This is a genomic window from Acidovorax temperans (assembly GCF_028596105.1).
GTDB lineage: Bacteria > Pseudomonadota > Gammaproteobacteria > Burkholderiales > Burkholderiaceae_C > Acidovorax > Acidovorax temperans.
Genome location: NZ_CP117194.1, coordinates 129,070 through 143,518, shown reverse-complemented (window position 1 = coordinate 143,518; position 14,449 = coordinate 129,070). Strand labels below are relative to the sequence as shown.

The following is a 14,449-nucleotide window of genomic DNA, read 5'->3' as shown; positions in this document are numbered from 1 at the left end:
CCGGCTTCGCCGGCCCAAGTTGTCGCCCCCTCGGGGGGAGGCGCCGAAGGCGACGCAGGGGGGTCAACATATCCTGGGAAGCTGTTCACCGCTGAGCCAGTCGACCACGCGCCGCCCGCCGAAACGCGTGGCCATCTGCACGAAGTGGTGCGGGTCGGTGGTGACCTCGCCGATGCGCGCGGCCTCGGCGCCCAGTGGATGGGCGCGCATGGCGGCCAGCACCGCGTCGGCCGCCTCGGGCGCACACACCGCGACCAGCTTGCCTTCGTTGGCCACGTACAGCGGGTCCAGGCCGAGCAGTTCGCAGGCCGCGTCCACCTGGGCGCGCACCGGAATGGCGGCCTCCTGCAGCAGCATGCCCACGCCGGACTGGCGCGCGATCTCGTTCAGCGTGGTGGCCAGCCCGCCGCGCGTGGGGTCGCGCAGCACGCGCACCGCGCCCGGCGCGGCGTGCAGCATGGCGGCCACCAGCGTGTGCAGCGCGGCGGTGTCGCTTTCAATGGTGGTCTCGAACGCGAGCGACTCGCGCTGCGAGAGCACCGCCACGCCGTGGTCGCCGATGGTGCCGGAGAGCAGCAGCACGTCGCCCGCGCGCGCGTTGCGCCCGGCGATGTCCACGCCCGGCGGCACCACGCCGATGCCGGTGGTGCTGATGAACACGCCGTCGCCCTTGCCCTTCTCCACCACCTTGGTGTCGCCGGTGACGATGGGCACGCCGGCGGCGCGCGCGGCCGCCGCCATGGAACGCACGATGCGCTGCAGCTCGGCCAGCGGAAAACCTTCTTCCAGGATGAAGCTCGCGCTCAGCCACAGCGGCGTGGCGCCGGACATGGCCACGTCGTTCACCGTGCCGTGCACCGACAGGCAACCCACGTCGCCGCCGGGAAAGAACAGCGGCGAGACCACGTGGCCGTCGGTGGCCATCACCAGCCGGCCCTGGCCGTTTGGGAACGCGGGCAGCGGCAGGCGCGCGCCGTCGTCGCCCTGGCGCAGGTAAGGGTTGTCGAAGGCGGCGAGGAACAGTTCCTCGATCAGCTGCGCCGCCGCCTTGCCGCCCGCGCCGTGGCCCATGTCCACGCGGCCGTGTTTGATGTCGAGCGGTCGGGTGTAGTTCTTCTTCACCGGCTTCGGCGCCGGGGCCTCGCCGCTGGCGGTCTGGTCGATGTCGGCTCTCATGGTGTGGCCTCCTCGGTGGCGGCCACGACCGGAATGTCGCGGAAGCGCCCGTAGGTGTAGTGCGCCGCGCAGGCGCCTTCGCTCGACACCATGCACGAGCCCACCGGGTTCTCGGGCGTGCACACGGTGCCGAAGATCTTGCAGTCGGTCGGCCGCTTCACGCCGCGCAGGATCGCGCCGCACTCGCAGGCCTTGTTGTCGGCCACCGGATTGTAGTCGAGCGCAAAGCGGCGCTCGGCGTCGAAGGCCGCGTAGGCCTCGCGAATCTTCAGCGCGCTGTACGGCACCTCGCCCAGGCCGCGCCATTCGAAGCTGGGCCGCAGCTCGAACACCTCGGACACCACGGCCTGCGCCTTCAGGTTGCCTTCGGAGGTGACGGCGCGGCGGAACTGGTTCTCCACCTGCGCGCGGCCTTCGTTGACCTGGCGCACCAGCATCAGGATGGCCTGCATCACATCCAGCGGTTCGAACCCCGCGATGACGACCGGCTTGCGGTATTCCCCGGCGAAGTGTTCGTAGGGGCCGGAGCCGATCACGATGCTCACGTGCGCGGGGCCGACGAAGCCGTCGATGGGCACGGTGCCGTACTGGCGCACCTCGGGCGATTCGAGGATGTGCGTGATGGCCGAGGGCGTGAGCACGTGGCAGCACAGCACGCTGAAGTTGGTCAGGCCTTCGCGCTTCGCGAGCTGCAGCGTGAGGGCGGTGGGTGGCGTGGTGGTCTCGAAACCGATGGCGAAGAACACCACCTCGCGCTGCGGGTTCTGCCGCGCGATGGTGAGCGCGTCGGCGGCGGAATACACCATGCGGATGTCGCCGCCGCGCGCCTTCGCGCGGATCAATGAAAGGCTTTCCGAAGCCGGCACGCGCATGGTGTCGCCATAGGTGCAGACGATGGCGCCCTGCGCGAGCGCGAGGCCGATGGCCTGGTCGATGCGGCCGATGGGCAGCACGCACACCGGGCAGCCGGGGCCATGCACCATCTTCACGTTGGGCGGCAGCAGCTCCATCACGCCGTAGCGCGAGATCGCGTGCGTGTGGCCGCCGCAGAACTCCATGAAGCTGTAGGTGCGCGCCGGGTCGGCCTCGGCGGCGATGCGCGCGCCGATCTGCTGGGCGAGTTCGCCGTCGCGGAATTCGTCGATGTATTTCATTTGATCGTCTCCACCACCACGTCTTCATTCAGCTGCGCCATCTCCGCGAACATCGCGAGCGTGCGCTCGGCCTCTTCGGGGTCGATGGTGCCGATGGCGTGGCCCACGTGCACGATCACGTAGTCGCCCACCTGCACGTCGGCGACCAGGGCGATGGAGATCTCCTTGCGGATGCCACCGAGGTCGACCACGGCCTGGTCGTCGGGTCGCAGCTCCACCAGCCGCGCGGGTATGGCTAGGCACATGGTTGGGATTCCTTTTCGTGGGTGTCGTTGTGGTGTGCGGTGCCGGCTTCGAGCTGGCGCGCCGCGACCCAGGCCTGGCCGAGGGCGAGACCGGCATCGCCACAGCCGCTGGAGCCTGGCAGGTGCACCGCGAGGCCGGCGGCGCGCAGGCGTTCGCTCACGCGCTCGCGCAGCACACGGTTGAAGAAGCAGCCGCCACCCAGGCACACGGTGCGTGTGCCGTGTGCGCGCGCGGCCTGTGTGGCCCAGTGCGCCAGCGCGTCGGCCAGCGCGAGGTGAAAGCCCGCCGCCGCTTCGTCCACGCGCTCCGCGGGCACGTCGAGCAGGCGCGCGAACAGACCGCGAAGGTCCAGGCGGTGCTGGCCATCGGGCAGGGTGTCGGTGAGCAGGTCCACCAGCGCGTCGGCCAGCGGCTCGGGGCCCGCGTGGTGCGCAAGCCAGCGGCTGGCCGCCGCTTCCAGCGCGATCGCGGCCTCGGCCTCGTCGGTCTGGCGCACGCTCAGGCCCAGCGCGGCGGCGGCGGCGTCGAACCAGCGGCCGGTGCTGCTGGTGAGCGGGCTGTTCAGGCGGCGGTCCAGCATCTGCCGCACACCGCTCGCCGTGGCCTCGCCCACCGCTGGGGCGAAGCGCGGCACGATCTCGTCGCCGCGCTCCAGCGCGTGCAGCGCGCTCGCGGCCATGCGCCAGGGCTCGCGCGCAGCGCGGTCGCCGCCGGGCAGCGCGAGCGGGTGCAGGTGGCCCAGGCGCCGCAGCCGCGCGCCGTCCACCAGCAACAGTTCGCCGCCCCAGGCTTCGCCGTCGTCCCCGAGGCCCACGCCGTCCAGCGCGAGACCGATCACCGGGCCTTCGATTCCCTGTTCAGCCACCACCGCCGCGATGTGCGCGTGGTGGTGCTGCACGCCGATGACGGGCACGCCCAGCGCGTCCGCGAGTTCCACGGCGAAGCGGGTGCTGAAGAAATCGGGGTGCAGGTCGTGCGCCACCGCCTGCACCGGCTGGCCGTGCCGGCCCAGCAGCGCGCTCGCCGAGGCTTCCAGTGCGGCGCAGGCCACCGGGTCGCTCAGGTCGCCGTGCACTGGCGACCAGTGGGCCTGCCCGCGCGCGTCGAGCAGGCACGCGGCGTTCTTCAGCCAGGCGCCGCAGGCGAGCACGGAAGGGGCGGTGCGTTCCATGATGCTGGTGTCAGCCCGCGGTGGTGGCGCTCAGGGCCTCGCGTGTGCGGGCGAGTTCGGCCTCGAGCTGGCGCACGCGCTCGCGCAGCGCGGTTTCGCTGCCGTGGGTTTCGTCGTGGTGGTGATGGTGGTGGTCGTGGCCCATGCGGTGGTCCAGCCAGTGCAGCCATGCGTCCATGCCCTCACCCGTGGTGGCCGAGAGCTGGATCACCTCGATGCCCGGGTTCACGCGCCGCGCGAGTTCGATGCAGCGCGCCACGTCGAAGCGCACGTGCTGCAGCAGGTCGATCTTGTTGAGCACCATGAGCGAGGCGGCGGCGAACATGTCCGGATACTTCAGCGGCTTGTCCTCGCCCTCGGTCACCGACAGGATCGCCACCTTCGCGGCCTCGCCCAGGTCCCACACGGCGGGGCACACCAGGTTGCCCACGTTCTCGATGAACAACAGGCTGTGCGCGTGAGGGTGGTGGTGGCCGTGGTCATGACCGTGGTCGTGCGTGTGCAGGCGCGCGAAGGCCTCGGACACCATGGGCGCGTCGAGGTGGCAGCCCTTGCCGGTGTTGACCTGGATCGCCGGTGCGCCGGTGGCGCGGATGCGGTCGGCGTCGAAGCTGGTCTGCTGGTCGCCTTCGATCACCGACACCGCCAGGCCCGGCGCGTGCGCCTTCAGCGCTTCGATGGTGGCGCACAGCAGCGTGGTCTTGCCCGAGCCCGGGCTCGAGACGAGGTTGAGCGCTGTGACGCCGTGCGACTCGAAGTGCGCGCGGTTCTGCGCGGCCACGCGGTTGTTCGCGCCGAGGATGTCGGTCTCCAGCTTGATCGCGCGCGCCTGGCTCATGCCCGGCACCGACACGCGGGCCGAGCCCGCGCCGAAGTGCAGGTCGCCGTTGGCCGGGTTCACCTGCACCGGCGCTTCCGTGGCCGGGGCGTGGTGGTGCTGGTGTGAGGGGTGTGGGTGCGTGGCACCGCTGTCACTGCATCCGCATACGACGCACATGTCGAGTCTCCTGTTCTGTCTCGTGAGGCATTTCAATCATCGGCCACTTGCATGTCGAGCACGCGCAATTCGCTGCCGCCGGTCGGTTGCAGGTGGAAGCTGCCGCAGGCCGGGCAGGCGTCGCCGCGCTGCGCCAGGGCCACAGTCGTCGAGCAGCCCAGGCACCAGGCCTGGCCGGCCGGTTCGTCGATCTCGATGCGCGCGCCGTCCAGCAGCGTGCCGGGCGCCAGCGCCTCCAGCGCGAAGCGCAGCGCGCGCACGTCCACGCCCGCGAGCTGGCCGGCTTCGAGGCGCAGCGCCAGCAGGCGCGTGAAGCCTTCGCGCGCGGCGGTCTCTTCCACCAGCTGGAGCACGCCGCCGGCCAGGCTGGCTTCATGCATGGCCGGCCTCCTGTGCCTGGGCGCGGGGCAACGCGCGGTGTTCGATGGCGAACGGCACGCAGGGGTCGAACGCGGCCACCAGCAGGTTCACGCGCCGCGCGAGCGCGGCTTCGGGCAGGGCGGGGTCGAGCCGGGCCACGTGCCGGGCCACCTCGCCCTGCGGGTGGAAATTCCATTCGGTGGGCGCGACCACGCGGCAGGCCAGCACGCGCTGGGACACCGGGTCCACCTCCACCTGGTGCACCAGCAGGCCGCGCGCCATCTCCACCCAGGCCAGACCCCGGTTCGGCCCGGTGGAAAGCCCGCCCCAGTGCAGCCAGGCGTCGCCACCGTCGAGCGCAAGGCGCGACAGCTCTGCCAGGCGGCAGCCCAGCAGCGCCCAGGGTGACAGCGGTGTGTCGTCGGCCGCGCCGGCCAGGCGCGTCCACGGGCCGGTGTGGGCGCAGGCGCCGTGCCACTGCGGGCGCAGCGCGAACTGCGGCTTGAGCGCGAGCGTGGCGCCCAGCATGCGCAGGCCGGGCGGCTCGGCGTGCGGGCGCAGCGCGTGGTCGGGCGACAGCGGCGCGAAACCGTCGGCGCTGCTGCGCGCGCCGGCCACCAGCGCGGGCATCCAGTGGTGAGTGTGGCGGCGGCTCCAGGTGTGCAGCCAGTCGGGGCCGCCGGCCTGCCAGGCCGCGAGCCAGTCGGCGGCGGGCATCTGCAGCAGCGTGTGTTGCAGCCACTCGCGCAGCGGCGGCCAGGGTTCGGGCAGGGCCTGCGTGGGCGAAGGCCAGTGGCGCAGCGCGGACAGCGCGCTGGCGGCGTGTGCGCTGCGCGCGGCGCCATCGGCCAGCAGGCGCGGCCAGTCCAGGCCGATGCGGCGCACGTGCTCCATCGCGGTCTCGCGGCGCAACTGTTCGGCCACGCGCTCCTGTGGCGGCAACAGGCCGGGCGCGGCGGCGTCGATGGCGAGCTGGCTGCACAGGCGGTGCGCTTGGCTGCAGAGGTTGAACAGGCTGCCCATGAGGCCGGGCAGGCGCGCCGCCGGCACGCCATGGCCCATGCGCGCGGCCCAGTCCTGGCGTGTGCTCATCAAACCGAGTGGCGGCGGCGCACCGGGGGTGATGCGCAGCGCGCCCGCGAGCTGCTGCAGGCCGGGCATGGCCGCTGCGCTCATGCGCGCACCCCCGCACCCCGACCGAGAAAGAACGCCCGGCGCGCCGGCACGGGTTCAACCGGCACCGGCGTGGCCACCGGCGCGGGTCGGGCCAACGCCAGCGCTTCCTGCGCGGTCTCGCGCGCCAGCGCCTGGGTGGTGAATTCGCCCATGGGTGAGAACAGCGCGCAGGTCTCGTGGTAGCCGATGGCGGGGTCGTGCGCGCCGATGAAATCGAAACGCTCGCTGCCGAAGTTGCGCACGAAGCTGCGGCCCACCTGGTTGCCGTGCGGCAGCGGTGGCGCGGGCAGGCGCACCAGGCTCATGAACCACGGCGTGATCAGCACGCCCTCGGCCACCGGCTCTTCGGCGTCCGCGCCCCATTCGAAGCCCACCGCTTCCACGCACAGCGCCGCGTTCAGCAAGGGAATGCCCTGCATGCGCTCGACCTGCACCCGGCGGTAGAAATCCACCAGGGTCTGCACGCGGGTTTGCAAGGCGGCGTTCATAGAAGCAACAGAAACTGATCGGGTTCGCAATCGCAGTTCGGGCAGCGCCAGTGCGAGGGCAGATCGGCGAAGGGCGTGCCGGCGGGAATCTGCCATTGCGGGTCGCCCGTGGCGGGGTCGTACACCCACCAGCAGATCTTGCATTCCAGGCGCGAGTCCGGCCGCAGCACCTCGCGGTTGCCGAGGTAGGAGCCCTCGAAGCCTTCGAAGTGTTCCACGCTCAACTCCCTTCCAGCCAGGCCATCACCTCGCGCAGCCGGTCGTGCGAGTCGCGCAGGTCTTCGGGTGCGGCCATCGCCACCTCGGGCATGTCCACCACCTCCACCGTGTTGAGGATGACCTTGTCCATGGAGTTGTAGTACACCACGCGCCAGCAGTTCGGCAAGCGCGTGTTGGAGATGCGGCAGTTGCCGTAACCGCGCGACAGCATCAGCACGCGGCCGGTGCCGAGCTGGTGGTCCAGAAAGCCGATGTCTTCCGGCGACACCGGCAGCAGCGTGAGGTTGACCACGTGCGGCACCTGGCCGGGCCGCCACTGCGCCACCTGGTCGCGGATCTCGTCCACCAGCAGTGGCGCGTTCTGCACGTTGGGCGGCAGCTCGCCGCGCCACACGGGCTGTTCGGCCCACACATCCTCGGCGGCGATGGCGGCGAACAGCGAAGGCACCGGGCCGACCTCGATCGCGTCGTCCACCGGCACCAGCACGGGTTCGTCTGCGCCCTCGCCGCGCCGCCAGGTCATGAGCCGCCAGACGCCGGCGAATACCGATTCCTGCACGCGCACTTCCAGATTGCCTGCGCTCAGCTGCACGATGGCACTGGCCTCGCCCTCGCCCATCACCTGGTTGATGACCTGGAAGTCGCGCGGGGCCAGCCGGCCCAGCGGCACCATGCCCGGCGCGCCGCCATTGGCGCCGCGCTCGAGCAGCGCCAGCACCTGCTGCAGCGCGTTGCGCGCCTGGTCCAGGCCCGCGAGTTCCTCGGGCTCGGGCAGCATCGGCGGGCGGTAGGTGTCCATGTCTTTCGGCATGGGCATGTAGTCGAGCGAATCGTCCTCGGTGTGCGTGCCGGGGCCCAGGGCCACGAGGGGAATGGGGAATTCTTTCATGGGGTGTGTCCTTGCAAGGTGCGGGAAGGCGTGGCGTTCAGTGGCAACCGCCGGCGTCGCTGGAAGAAGCGGTCTTGCTCACCACCGGAATGCCGATGGTGGGCGGGCGTGAGGGCGGCATGCGCAGCGCGGCGTCCACGCCCTGCAGGTACACGTCCCAGTCCTGCATGCCGGCGATGGCGGTCACGTACTGGCCGCCGCGGAAGAAGAGGAGCGAAGGCCAGCGCTGCGAGCCGTAGCGGCGCGCCACCGCGTCTTCGCTGTCGCGCGGCACGGCGGCCACTTCGAAGCGCTGGGGGAACACCTTCATCAGCTCGGGCAGCACGGCGGCCACGTCCTGCCCTTCGGGGAAGCGCACCGCGTCGCCTGCGAGCAGCAGCACGCGGTCGCCGGGCAGCGCGGCCCAGTCGGCCACGCTGGTTTCGTCCACCAGCGCGGCGCCGAAGTCGCGCACCAGGCGCATCACCAGCGGCGCGGCGGGGTCGGTGCTGGGCGGGGTGACGGCCAGCGGGCGGAAAGCGGTTTCGATGGTCATGAAGGTCTCCAGAAAATCAAGGGCCAGCAAGCTGGCGGAGTTGTTCGGCGCTCATGCGCGAAGGCAGCTCGAAGCCGGCATCGCCACTCAATACATCGCCCTGCATGGCGCCCAGCACCAGATCCAGCGTGGCGTTGACTTCGCTGGCGCGAGCGGCGTCGATGCACTCGCGCGCGTCACTCAGAAACACCAGCAGCCAGTCGCCCGGCGCCACGTCACCCACCAGTGCGGTGTTGACGCGGCGGCGTTCACCGCGCCCTTCGCACACCGCATGGCCCGGCTCGACAGCGGTCACTTGCATGGGAATGCCGATGCACATGTCAGGCCGCCTCTTTGGGGAAGAAGCGATCATCGCCTTCGCGGCAGGCCGCTTCCGGCGCGGGGCGCTGCGTTTCGTAGGCCGCGAGCGCAAGCTCGTCCATGGTTACGGTCTCGCGGCTGCTCAACGGCGCCAAGCGCGGCGCGGGCTGGCCGCCCCAGCGCGCGATCTCGGCCACGCCGAGCAACAGCGCTTCTTCCATCGCGGCCTTCACCACCGGGCGCAGGCTGCCGCCGTAGTCTTCCAGCTCCTGCGGCTGGCAACCGATCAGCAGCACGCGCGACGGGTACTTGCCCGTGAGCTGCGCGAGCGACAGCACTTCCTGGAAGCCGGTCTGGTGCAGGCTCATCTTCTTCGCGCCCATGAAGCGCGGCACCGCGTCGTCGCGCACCAGCTTCAGCGTGCCGGGCGCCAGGCCGTAGTCGATGGCGTCGAAGATCAGCAGCGCGTCCGCTTCCTGCACGTGCTGGATCAGGTACAGGCCCTGCGTGCCACCGTCCACCAGCGACACATGCGGCGCGAACGCGTGGCGCTGCTGCAGCGCTTCCACGCAGCGCACGCCAAAGCCCTCGTCGGCCCACAGCAGGTTGCCGATGCCGAGCACGCAGATGGAAGTGGGCAGCGTGTCACCACCGGGGTGACAGGTCGTTTGGGGCGAGGTGGGGCGCATGGCTGGGCTCACTGGGAGATCAGAAGGATGAGGAAGGGGAAGAGGCGGAACGCAGCCGCTTCCAGGCGTGGAAGCTGTCCCAGGCGGCCTGCTGCGTCAGCCAGAACGCGGCGTCGACGCGGAACACGCGCGCGCAGCGGATGGCGGTGTCGGGCGACATGGCACGCTGGCCGTGCACCAGCTCGTGGAGCCGGCGGCGCGACATGCCGAGCAGCCGCGCGGCTTCGCTCTGGTTCAGCGAGAGCGGCAACAGGCAGGTGCGCGCCAGCAAGCGGCCTGGGTGCGTGGGCACGCGCAGCGGCACTCCCACCGGTGGTTGCACCGGTGCCGCCCTGAACCTGGAGCGGGCTGCGCGGCTCACGTCATTCCTTGAACGTGCGGTGGCCGGAAATCATCGTGCTCACAATGCTCTGCCGGCCCATGATGTCTTCGCGGATGGCGGCGTAGATGTGCAGGATGACGAACAACACCACGCCCCACATGCCCATGCGGTGCCAGGTGTGCACGTCCTGACTCTGACCAAACAGCGGGATCACCCATCCAAACATCCGCTCCTGCCACGAGCCCATCTGCGAGCCCTCGCCGTACAACGCGAAGCCGGTCACGACCATGAAGATCGACAGCATCAGGTAGAAGAAGAACATGGCAAAGCGCGCCAGCGGGTTGTGGCCCACGTACTGGTTCGGCTTCGGGATGAGAAACAGGTACCAGCGCAACATGTTGAACACCTCGAGCCAGTACGCCTTCTGGAACACCGGCACCCAGAACAGTTCCTTGGCGTGGTGGTTGCCCACGAGCGCCCAGTAGGCGCGCCCCACCAGCCCCACGGCCATGATGTAGCCAGCCGCAAAGTGCGCGAAGCGGATGTAGCCCATGAGGTAGTTCGCGCTGGCCTCGCCCGGCATGGTAGGCAGCGGCACACCGATGAAATAGCCGGTGACGCACAGCACCGTGATGGCGAGCGCATTGATCCAGTGCCAGAGGCGCACCGGCACTTCGTACACATAGACCGAGCGGATCGTCTGGCCCTGCTGCAGTTCCAGCGCATCGCGCTCGGCACCCGTGGCGTGGTGAGGCGTGTGTTGGTGTGTGGCGGACATGGTGATGACCTCCTGGAATGAGTGGACTCAGGCCGCAAGCTGCCCGAAGAGATACAGGCCCGCCGCGCTCAGCAGCGCGCCCAGCCCACCGAGCACCACGCCGCTGCGCTCGGCCAGCCAGCGCTTGATACCCATGCCCATGCCCACGCCACCCCCATGCAGCAGCGCCGTGGTGATCAGGAAGCCCGCCGCGTAGCCGGCAAAGCCGCTCTCGGGCGTTTCGGAACCGTGCGCCAGGCCATGCAGCGAAGCGGCCGCTGCGATCAGCCCGAGGCCAATGGCAGGCGTCACGGTGGCGCGGCGCGCGAGCAGCAGCATTGCGCCGAACATCACCACCGAGAGCGACACGCCGTGCTCCAGGTAGGGCACGGTGAAGCCGAGCATGCCCAGCGTGGCGCTGGCGATGAGCACGAGCAGGAACACAACCGGGCCCTGCCAGGCTTTACCAGCCGGCAGCGCCGAGACCGACCACACGCCCACGGCCACCATGGCCAGAAGATGGTCTGCGCCGAAGGGATGCACCAGGCCCTCATAAAGACTGCTGGTGCCATGGCCGGTGTGGGCCTGCGAGGTGCTGGCCAGGCCGGCGAGCAGTGCGGCGGCGATCAGGCCGCGCGTTGTTTTTGCGTTCATGGGAGTCTCCTCGTTGTTCTGGGGTGGATGTTCACCGCACCGTGACGCGGCTCATTTCTTGCCCGTCTTCGCTCATCACGTGCGTGGAGCAGGCCAGGCAGGGGTCGAAACTGTGCAGCGTGCGCAGAATTTCCAGCGGCTGCTCAGGGTTGACCATTGGCGTATTCATCAACGAGGCCTCGAAGGCACCGATCTGCCCCTTGTGATCGCGCGGCGAGCCGTTCCAGGTGGTGGGCACCACGCACTGGTAGTTTTCGATCTTGCCGTCCTTGATGCGGATCCAGTGGCCCAGCATGCCGCGCGGTGCAGCCACCGTGCCCACGCCCTTGGCCTCCTTCGGCCAGGTCTTCGGGTCCCACTTCTCGATGTTGGCGGTGCTACTGTCGCCGCCCTTGATGTTGTCGACCATCTGCTTGAAGTCGTCCATCATCATTTCAGCGGCGTACTGGCTTTCCAGTGCGCGCGCCAGCGTGCGGCCAATGGTGGTCGGCAGGAGCTGCTTGGCGGTGTACCTGGTCTCGGGCAGGCCCAGCGCCTTCGGAATGCCGCTATTGATGGCCGCCGCCGCCTCGTCCACCTGCTGCTTCACGCGCTGGCAATACTTGTTGCCTTGCGTGGCGTGCGCATAACCCAGGATGTAGCGCGACAGCGGGCCCACTTCCACCGCGTGGCCGCGCCAGCGAGGCGACTTGATCCACGAGTATTTGGCCGATTCGTCGAGCTGCTCGATCTTCGTGCGCGTGCCCTTGAAGTTCGGCCCCTCGGGGTTGTAGTTTGCCTCGGTCACGCCGTCCCATGGGTGCAGACCCTTGGTCTCGTCGCCGTACTTGTACCAACTGTGCGTCACGAACTCCTGCACCTGCTCGGGATCGCGCGGGTCGATCTCGTGAATCTTGTTCCAGTCGCCATCCAGAATCACGCCGCCCGGCAACTGGTGCGTGCTGTGGTCGTAAGGCACCTTCTCGTACGTACCGTAATCGGCCACGTTGGTGGCCGACAGGCCGCCACCGTACAGCCAGCCCGCCTGCTTGTAGATGGTGCCGATGGCCAGCACGTCTGGCACGTAGACGTTGTTGTTGAAGTCGATCATTTCCTGGATGCGGGCCTGCACGAAATTCAGCCGCTCCATGTTGATCGGGGCCCCCGCAGCGCCGTCGCCGTCGATGTTGATCGCGCACGGCACGCCGCCCACCAGGTAGTTGGGGTGTGGGTTCTTGCCGCCGAAGATGGTGTGCACCTTCACCCATTCCTTCTGCAGGTCCAGTGCCTCCAGGTAGTGTGTCACCGCCATCAGGTTCGCCTCGGGCGGCAAAACATACGCCTTTGAACCCCAGTAGCCATTGGCGAACGGGCCGAGCTGGCCGCTCTCCACGAACTTCTTCAAACGGTTCTGCACATCACGGAAATAGCCGGGCGACGACATCGGATGCGACGGCGACACCATGTGCTGCAGGTCGCTCGTCTTCTTCGGGTCCGCCTTCAGGCACGAGATCACGTCCACCCAGTCGAGTGCGTGCAGGTGGTAGAAGTGCACCGCGTGGTCGTGCACCTGCAGCGTCTTGGCCATCATCTCGCGGATGAGGTGGGCGTTCAGCGGAATGCGGATGTCCAGCGCGTCTTCCACCGCGCGCACCGACGCGAGCGCGTGGCAACCGGTGCAGACACCACAGATGCGCTCGACGAACGCCCAGGCGTCGCGCGGGTCGCGGCCTTTCAAAATCACCTCCAGACCGCGCCACATGGTGCCGGTGGAGACCGCATTGCGGATCACGTTGTTGCTGTCGAGGTTCACCTCGCAGCGCATGTGGCCTTCGATCCGCGTCACCGGGTCGACGACGATGCGCCGACCGGTGTTGTCCATGCGGAAGCCTTGAGTTTCGTAAGCACCCATTTTTTTCCTCGTTCTCGTCGTGGGGTCAGTCAGTGGTCGGCGGGTGTGCGCTTGTCTTCCGGCTTGCTGGCGTTGTTGTTGTCGCGCACGCGCTTGGCCACCGAAATCGCCGCATGCGCGGCCACTGCCGCACCAACCACACCGGCCGCCGTGCCACCGATCTGGTCGGCGTTGGCCTCGATGCCGAAGGCATGGATGTCGGTCAGGCGGTCGTAGAACGAGCCCTTGTCCCAGAAGCCGTCTTCCGAACAGCCGATGCAGCCGTGACCGGCCTTGATCGGGAAGCTCGTTCCCTCGTTCCACTGCACAGTGGAGCAGGCGTTGTAGGTGGTGGGTCCCTTGCAACCGACCTTGTAGAGGCAATAACCCTTGCGCGCGGAATCGTCGTCCCAGGCCTCGACGAACTGGCCGGCATCGAAGTGCGGGCGGCGGTAGCACTTGTCATGGATGCGCTGGCTGTAGAACATCTTCGGGCGACCCTGGCGGTCGAGCTCGGGCACGCGGTCGAAGGTGAGCATGTAGGTGATCACGCCCGTCATCACCTCGGGAATGGGCGGGCAGCCCGGCACCTTGATGATGGGCTTGTCGGTGATGACCTTGTGGATGGGCGTGGCCTGCGTCGGATTGGGCTTCGCCGCCTGCACGCAACCCCAGGACGCGCAAGAGCCCCAGGCGATGATGGCCTTGGCGTCCTTAGCGACGTGCTTGAGCTTCTCCACGAAGGGCTTGCCGGACTGGATGCAGAACATGCCGTCTTCGTTGAGCGGCGGGTTGCCTTCCACGGCCAGGATGTACTGGCCCTTGTACTTGGTCATGATCTCTTCGAGGATCGCCTCGGCCTGGTGGCCTGCGGCGGCCATCAGTGTGTCGTCGTAATCAAGCGAGATCATGGACAGCACAACGTCCTTGGCCAGCGGATGGGCGCTGCGGATGAAGCTCTCGGTGCAGCAGGTGCATTCCAGGCCATGCAACCAAAGCACCGGTGTGCGCGGCTTGTTCTCCATGGCGTGCGCGATCTGCGGTACGAAGGACGGCGCCAAGCCCAGCGAAGTGGCCGTGAGCGAGCAGTATTTGAGAAAGCTGCGGCGCGAAATGCCTTTGCGGCGCATGACCTCGTAGAAGGTTTCCATGGCGAATGTCTCCAGGTACTTGTGGTGAGCACCACGCTGTCCTGTCCGCATCGGGATGGAGAGACAACGCGGCACGCTTATGGGCGGGGGCGAGTCTTCATTGCAAATCGCGCGCCAGTGCATGCGCCTCGCGGGAATACCCTGGGAGGCCCACGTAAGTCCTTGTTTTATTTGGCCTTCAACTACGCCCAATGCGGGGTCTCCTCGTTTTCAGTGCAATAAGTGACGGTACGCAAAGCTAGCACTGGCGCGGGGGTGGTCTGGGTAGACCGTTGATTTCATTGACTTTCCTGTT

18 protein-coding genes are annotated in these 14,449 nt (G+C 68.6%); all 18 read right to left on the bottom strand.

Features of this window, described 5'->3' with window-relative positions; all coding sequences use genetic code 11:
* Nucleotides 1-63 precede the first annotated feature (63 nt).
* The 18 genes from hypE to PQV96_RS21840 all read right to left on the bottom strand — a co-directional run bounded on the left by hypE (nucleotide 64) and on the right by PQV96_RS21840 (nucleotide 14,154).
* Nucleotides 64-1,176 (bottom strand): hydrogenase expression/formation protein HypE, encoded by a 1,113-nt coding sequence (gene hypE, locus PQV96_RS21925; protein ID WP_051248951.1) that lies wholly within the window; start codon nucleotides 1,174-1,176, stop codon nucleotides 64-66.
* The gene (gene hypD, locus PQV96_RS21920; protein WP_273625342.1) at nucleotides 1,173-2,330 is read right to left on the bottom strand and encodes a hydrogenase formation protein HypD; all 1,158 of its coding nucleotides are present in this window, start codon (nucleotides 2,328-2,330) and stop codon (nucleotides 1,173-1,175) included. The genes hypE and hypD overlap by 4 nt, the downstream gene beginning before the upstream one ends.
* Entirely contained in the window at nucleotides 2,327-2,575 is a 249-nt protein-coding gene (locus tag PQV96_RS21915; RefSeq protein WP_026436962.1) for a HypC/HybG/HupF family hydrogenase formation chaperone, read from the bottom strand. The genes hypD and PQV96_RS21915 overlap by 4 nt, the downstream gene beginning before the upstream one ends.
* Nucleotides 2,566-3,747, bottom strand: a complete 1,182-nt coding sequence (locus PQV96_RS21910; RefSeq protein ID WP_026436963.1) for a Kae1-like domain-containing protein — start codon at nucleotides 3,745-3,747, stop codon at nucleotides 2,566-2,568. The genes PQV96_RS21915 and PQV96_RS21910 overlap by 10 nt, the downstream gene beginning before the upstream one ends.
* A gap of 10 nt (nucleotides 3,748-3,757) precedes the next feature.
* The gene (gene hypB / locus PQV96_RS21905; protein WP_026436964.1) at nucleotides 3,758-4,744 is read right to left on the bottom strand and encodes a hydrogenase nickel incorporation protein HypB; all 987 of its coding nucleotides are present in this window, start codon (nucleotides 4,742-4,744) and stop codon (nucleotides 3,758-3,760) included.
* Nucleotides 4,745-4,776: 32 nt separating this feature from the next.
* Nucleotides 4,777-5,124 (bottom strand): hydrogenase maturation nickel metallochaperone HypA/HybF, encoded by a 348-nt coding sequence (locus PQV96_RS21900; RefSeq protein ID WP_026436965.1) that lies wholly within the window; start codon nucleotides 5,122-5,124, stop codon nucleotides 4,777-4,779.
* Nucleotides 5,117-6,196 (bottom strand): hypothetical protein, encoded by a 1,080-nt coding sequence (locus PQV96_RS21895; RefSeq protein WP_273625340.1) that lies wholly within the window; start codon nucleotides 6,194-6,196, stop codon nucleotides 5,117-5,119. The genes PQV96_RS21900 and PQV96_RS21895 overlap by 8 nt, the downstream gene beginning before the upstream one ends.
* Before the next feature lie 80 nt (nucleotides 6,197-6,276).
* Nucleotides 6,277-6,768: a [NiFe]-hydrogenase assembly chaperone HybE gene (hybE, locus tag PQV96_RS21890; protein WP_051248958.1), complete on the bottom strand. Its 492-nt coding sequence runs from the start codon at nucleotides 6,766-6,768 to the stop codon at nucleotides 6,277-6,279.
* The gene (locus PQV96_RS21885; protein ID WP_369882093.1) at nucleotides 6,765-6,986 is read right to left on the bottom strand and encodes a rubredoxin; all 222 of its coding nucleotides are present in this window, start codon (nucleotides 6,984-6,986) and stop codon (nucleotides 6,765-6,767) included. Before PQV96_RS21885 ends, hybE begins: the two co-directional genes overlap by 4 nt.
* Before the next feature lie 2 nt (nucleotides 6,987-6,988).
* Nucleotides 6,989-7,876: a hydrogenase expression/formation protein gene (locus tag PQV96_RS21880; protein ID WP_026436968.1), complete on the bottom strand. Its 888-nt coding sequence runs from the start codon at nucleotides 7,874-7,876 to the stop codon at nucleotides 6,989-6,991.
* Between the two features lie 37 nt (nucleotides 7,877-7,913).
* Nucleotides 7,914-8,411, bottom strand: coding sequence for a thioredoxin domain-containing protein (locus PQV96_RS21875; RefSeq protein WP_026436969.1), 498 nt, complete (start codon nucleotides 8,409-8,411; stop codon nucleotides 7,914-7,916).
* Between the two features lie 16 nt (nucleotides 8,412-8,427).
* Nucleotides 8,428-8,730: a HypC/HybG/HupF family hydrogenase formation chaperone gene (locus PQV96_RS21870; RefSeq protein WP_026436970.1), complete on the bottom strand. Its 303-nt coding sequence runs from the start codon at nucleotides 8,728-8,730 to the stop codon at nucleotides 8,428-8,430.
* Nucleotide 8,731: 1 nt separating this feature from the next.
* Nucleotides 8,732-9,400, bottom strand: coding sequence for a HyaD/HybD family hydrogenase maturation endopeptidase (locus tag PQV96_RS21865; RefSeq protein WP_108497741.1), 669 nt, complete (start codon nucleotides 9,398-9,400; stop codon nucleotides 8,732-8,734).
* A gap of 19 nt (nucleotides 9,401-9,419) precedes the next feature.
* A complete protein-coding gene (locus PQV96_RS21860) occupies nucleotides 9,420-9,671 on the bottom strand; it encodes a HigA family addiction module antitoxin (protein WP_273625338.1) in 252 nt (83 codons plus the stop codon).
* A gap of 91 nt (nucleotides 9,672-9,762) precedes the next feature.
* Nucleotides 9,763-10,500: a Ni/Fe-hydrogenase, b-type cytochrome subunit gene (gene cybH / locus PQV96_RS21855; protein WP_026436973.1), complete on the bottom strand. Its 738-nt coding sequence runs from the start codon at nucleotides 10,498-10,500 to the stop codon at nucleotides 9,763-9,765.
* A 27-nt stretch (nucleotides 10,501-10,527) separates the two neighbouring features.
* Complete coding sequence (locus PQV96_RS21850) at nucleotides 10,528-11,133, bottom strand: HupE/UreJ family protein (RefSeq protein ID WP_108497742.1); 606 nt, start codon at nucleotides 11,131-11,133, stop codon at nucleotides 10,528-10,530.
* A gap of 31 nt (nucleotides 11,134-11,164) precedes the next feature.
* Nucleotides 11,165-13,024: a nickel-dependent hydrogenase large subunit gene (locus tag PQV96_RS21845; RefSeq protein WP_026436975.1), complete on the bottom strand. Its 1,860-nt coding sequence runs from the start codon at nucleotides 13,022-13,024 to the stop codon at nucleotides 11,165-11,167.
* A gap of 29 nt (nucleotides 13,025-13,053) precedes the next feature.
* Nucleotides 13,054-14,154 (bottom strand): hydrogenase small subunit, encoded by a 1,101-nt coding sequence (locus PQV96_RS21840; RefSeq protein WP_026436976.1) that lies wholly within the window; start codon nucleotides 14,152-14,154, stop codon nucleotides 13,054-13,056.
* Nucleotides 14,155-14,449 lie beyond the last annotated feature (295 nt).

Coding starts and splice junctions, on each gene's coding strand:
- hypE (WP_051248951.1), bottom strand. CDS start 1,176: ATGAGAGCCGACATCGACCAGACCGCCAGCGGCGAGGCCCCGGCGCCG.
- hypD (WP_273625342.1), bottom strand. CDS start 2,330: ATGAAATACATCGACGAATTCCGCGACGGCGAACTCGCCCAGCAGATC.
- PQV96_RS21915 (WP_026436962.1), bottom strand. CDS start 2,575: ATGTGCCTAGCCATACCCGCGCGGCTGGTGGAGCTGCGACCCGACGAC.
- PQV96_RS21910 (WP_026436963.1), bottom strand. CDS start 3,747: ATGGAACGCACCGCCCCTTCCGTGCTCGCCTGCGGCGCCTGGCTGAAG.
- hypB (WP_026436964.1), bottom strand. CDS start 4,744: ATGTGCGTCGTATGCGGATGCAGTGACAGCGGTGCCACGCACCCACAC.
- PQV96_RS21900 (WP_026436965.1), bottom strand. CDS start 5,124: ATGCATGAAGCCAGCCTGGCCGGCGGCGTGCTCCAGCTGGTGGAAGAG.
- PQV96_RS21895 (WP_273625340.1), bottom strand. CDS start 6,196: ATGAGCACACGCCAGGACTGGGCCGCGCGCATGGGCCATGGCGTGCCG.
- hybE (WP_051248958.1), bottom strand. CDS start 6,768: ATGAACGCCGCCTTGCAAACCCGCGTGCAGACCCTGGTGGATTTCTAC.
- PQV96_RS21880 (WP_026436968.1), bottom strand. CDS start 7,876: ATGAAAGAATTCCCCATTCCCCTCGTGGCCCTGGGCCCCGGCACGCAC.
- PQV96_RS21875 (WP_026436969.1), bottom strand. CDS start 8,411: ATGACCATCGAAACCGCTTTCCGCCCGCTGGCCGTCACCCCGCCCAGC.
- PQV96_RS21870 (WP_026436970.1), bottom strand. CDS start 8,730: ATGTGCATCGGCATTCCCATGCAAGTGACCGCTGTCGAGCCGGGCCAT.
- PQV96_RS21865 (WP_108497741.1), bottom strand. CDS start 9,400: ATGCGCCCCACCTCGCCCCAAACGACCTGTCACCCCGGTGGTGACACG.
- cybH (WP_026436973.1), bottom strand. CDS start 10,500: ATGTCCGCCACACACCAACACACGCCTCACCACGCCACGGGTGCCGAG.
- PQV96_RS21850 (WP_108497742.1), bottom strand. CDS start 11,133: ATGAACGCAAAAACAACGCGCGGCCTGATCGCCGCCGCACTGCTCGCC.
- PQV96_RS21845 (WP_026436975.1), bottom strand. CDS start 13,024: ATGGGTGCTTACGAAACTCAAGGCTTCCGCATGGACAACACCGGTCGG.
- PQV96_RS21840 (WP_026436976.1), bottom strand. CDS start 14,154: ATGGAAACCTTCTACGAGGTCATGCGCCGCAAAGGCATTTCGCGCCGC.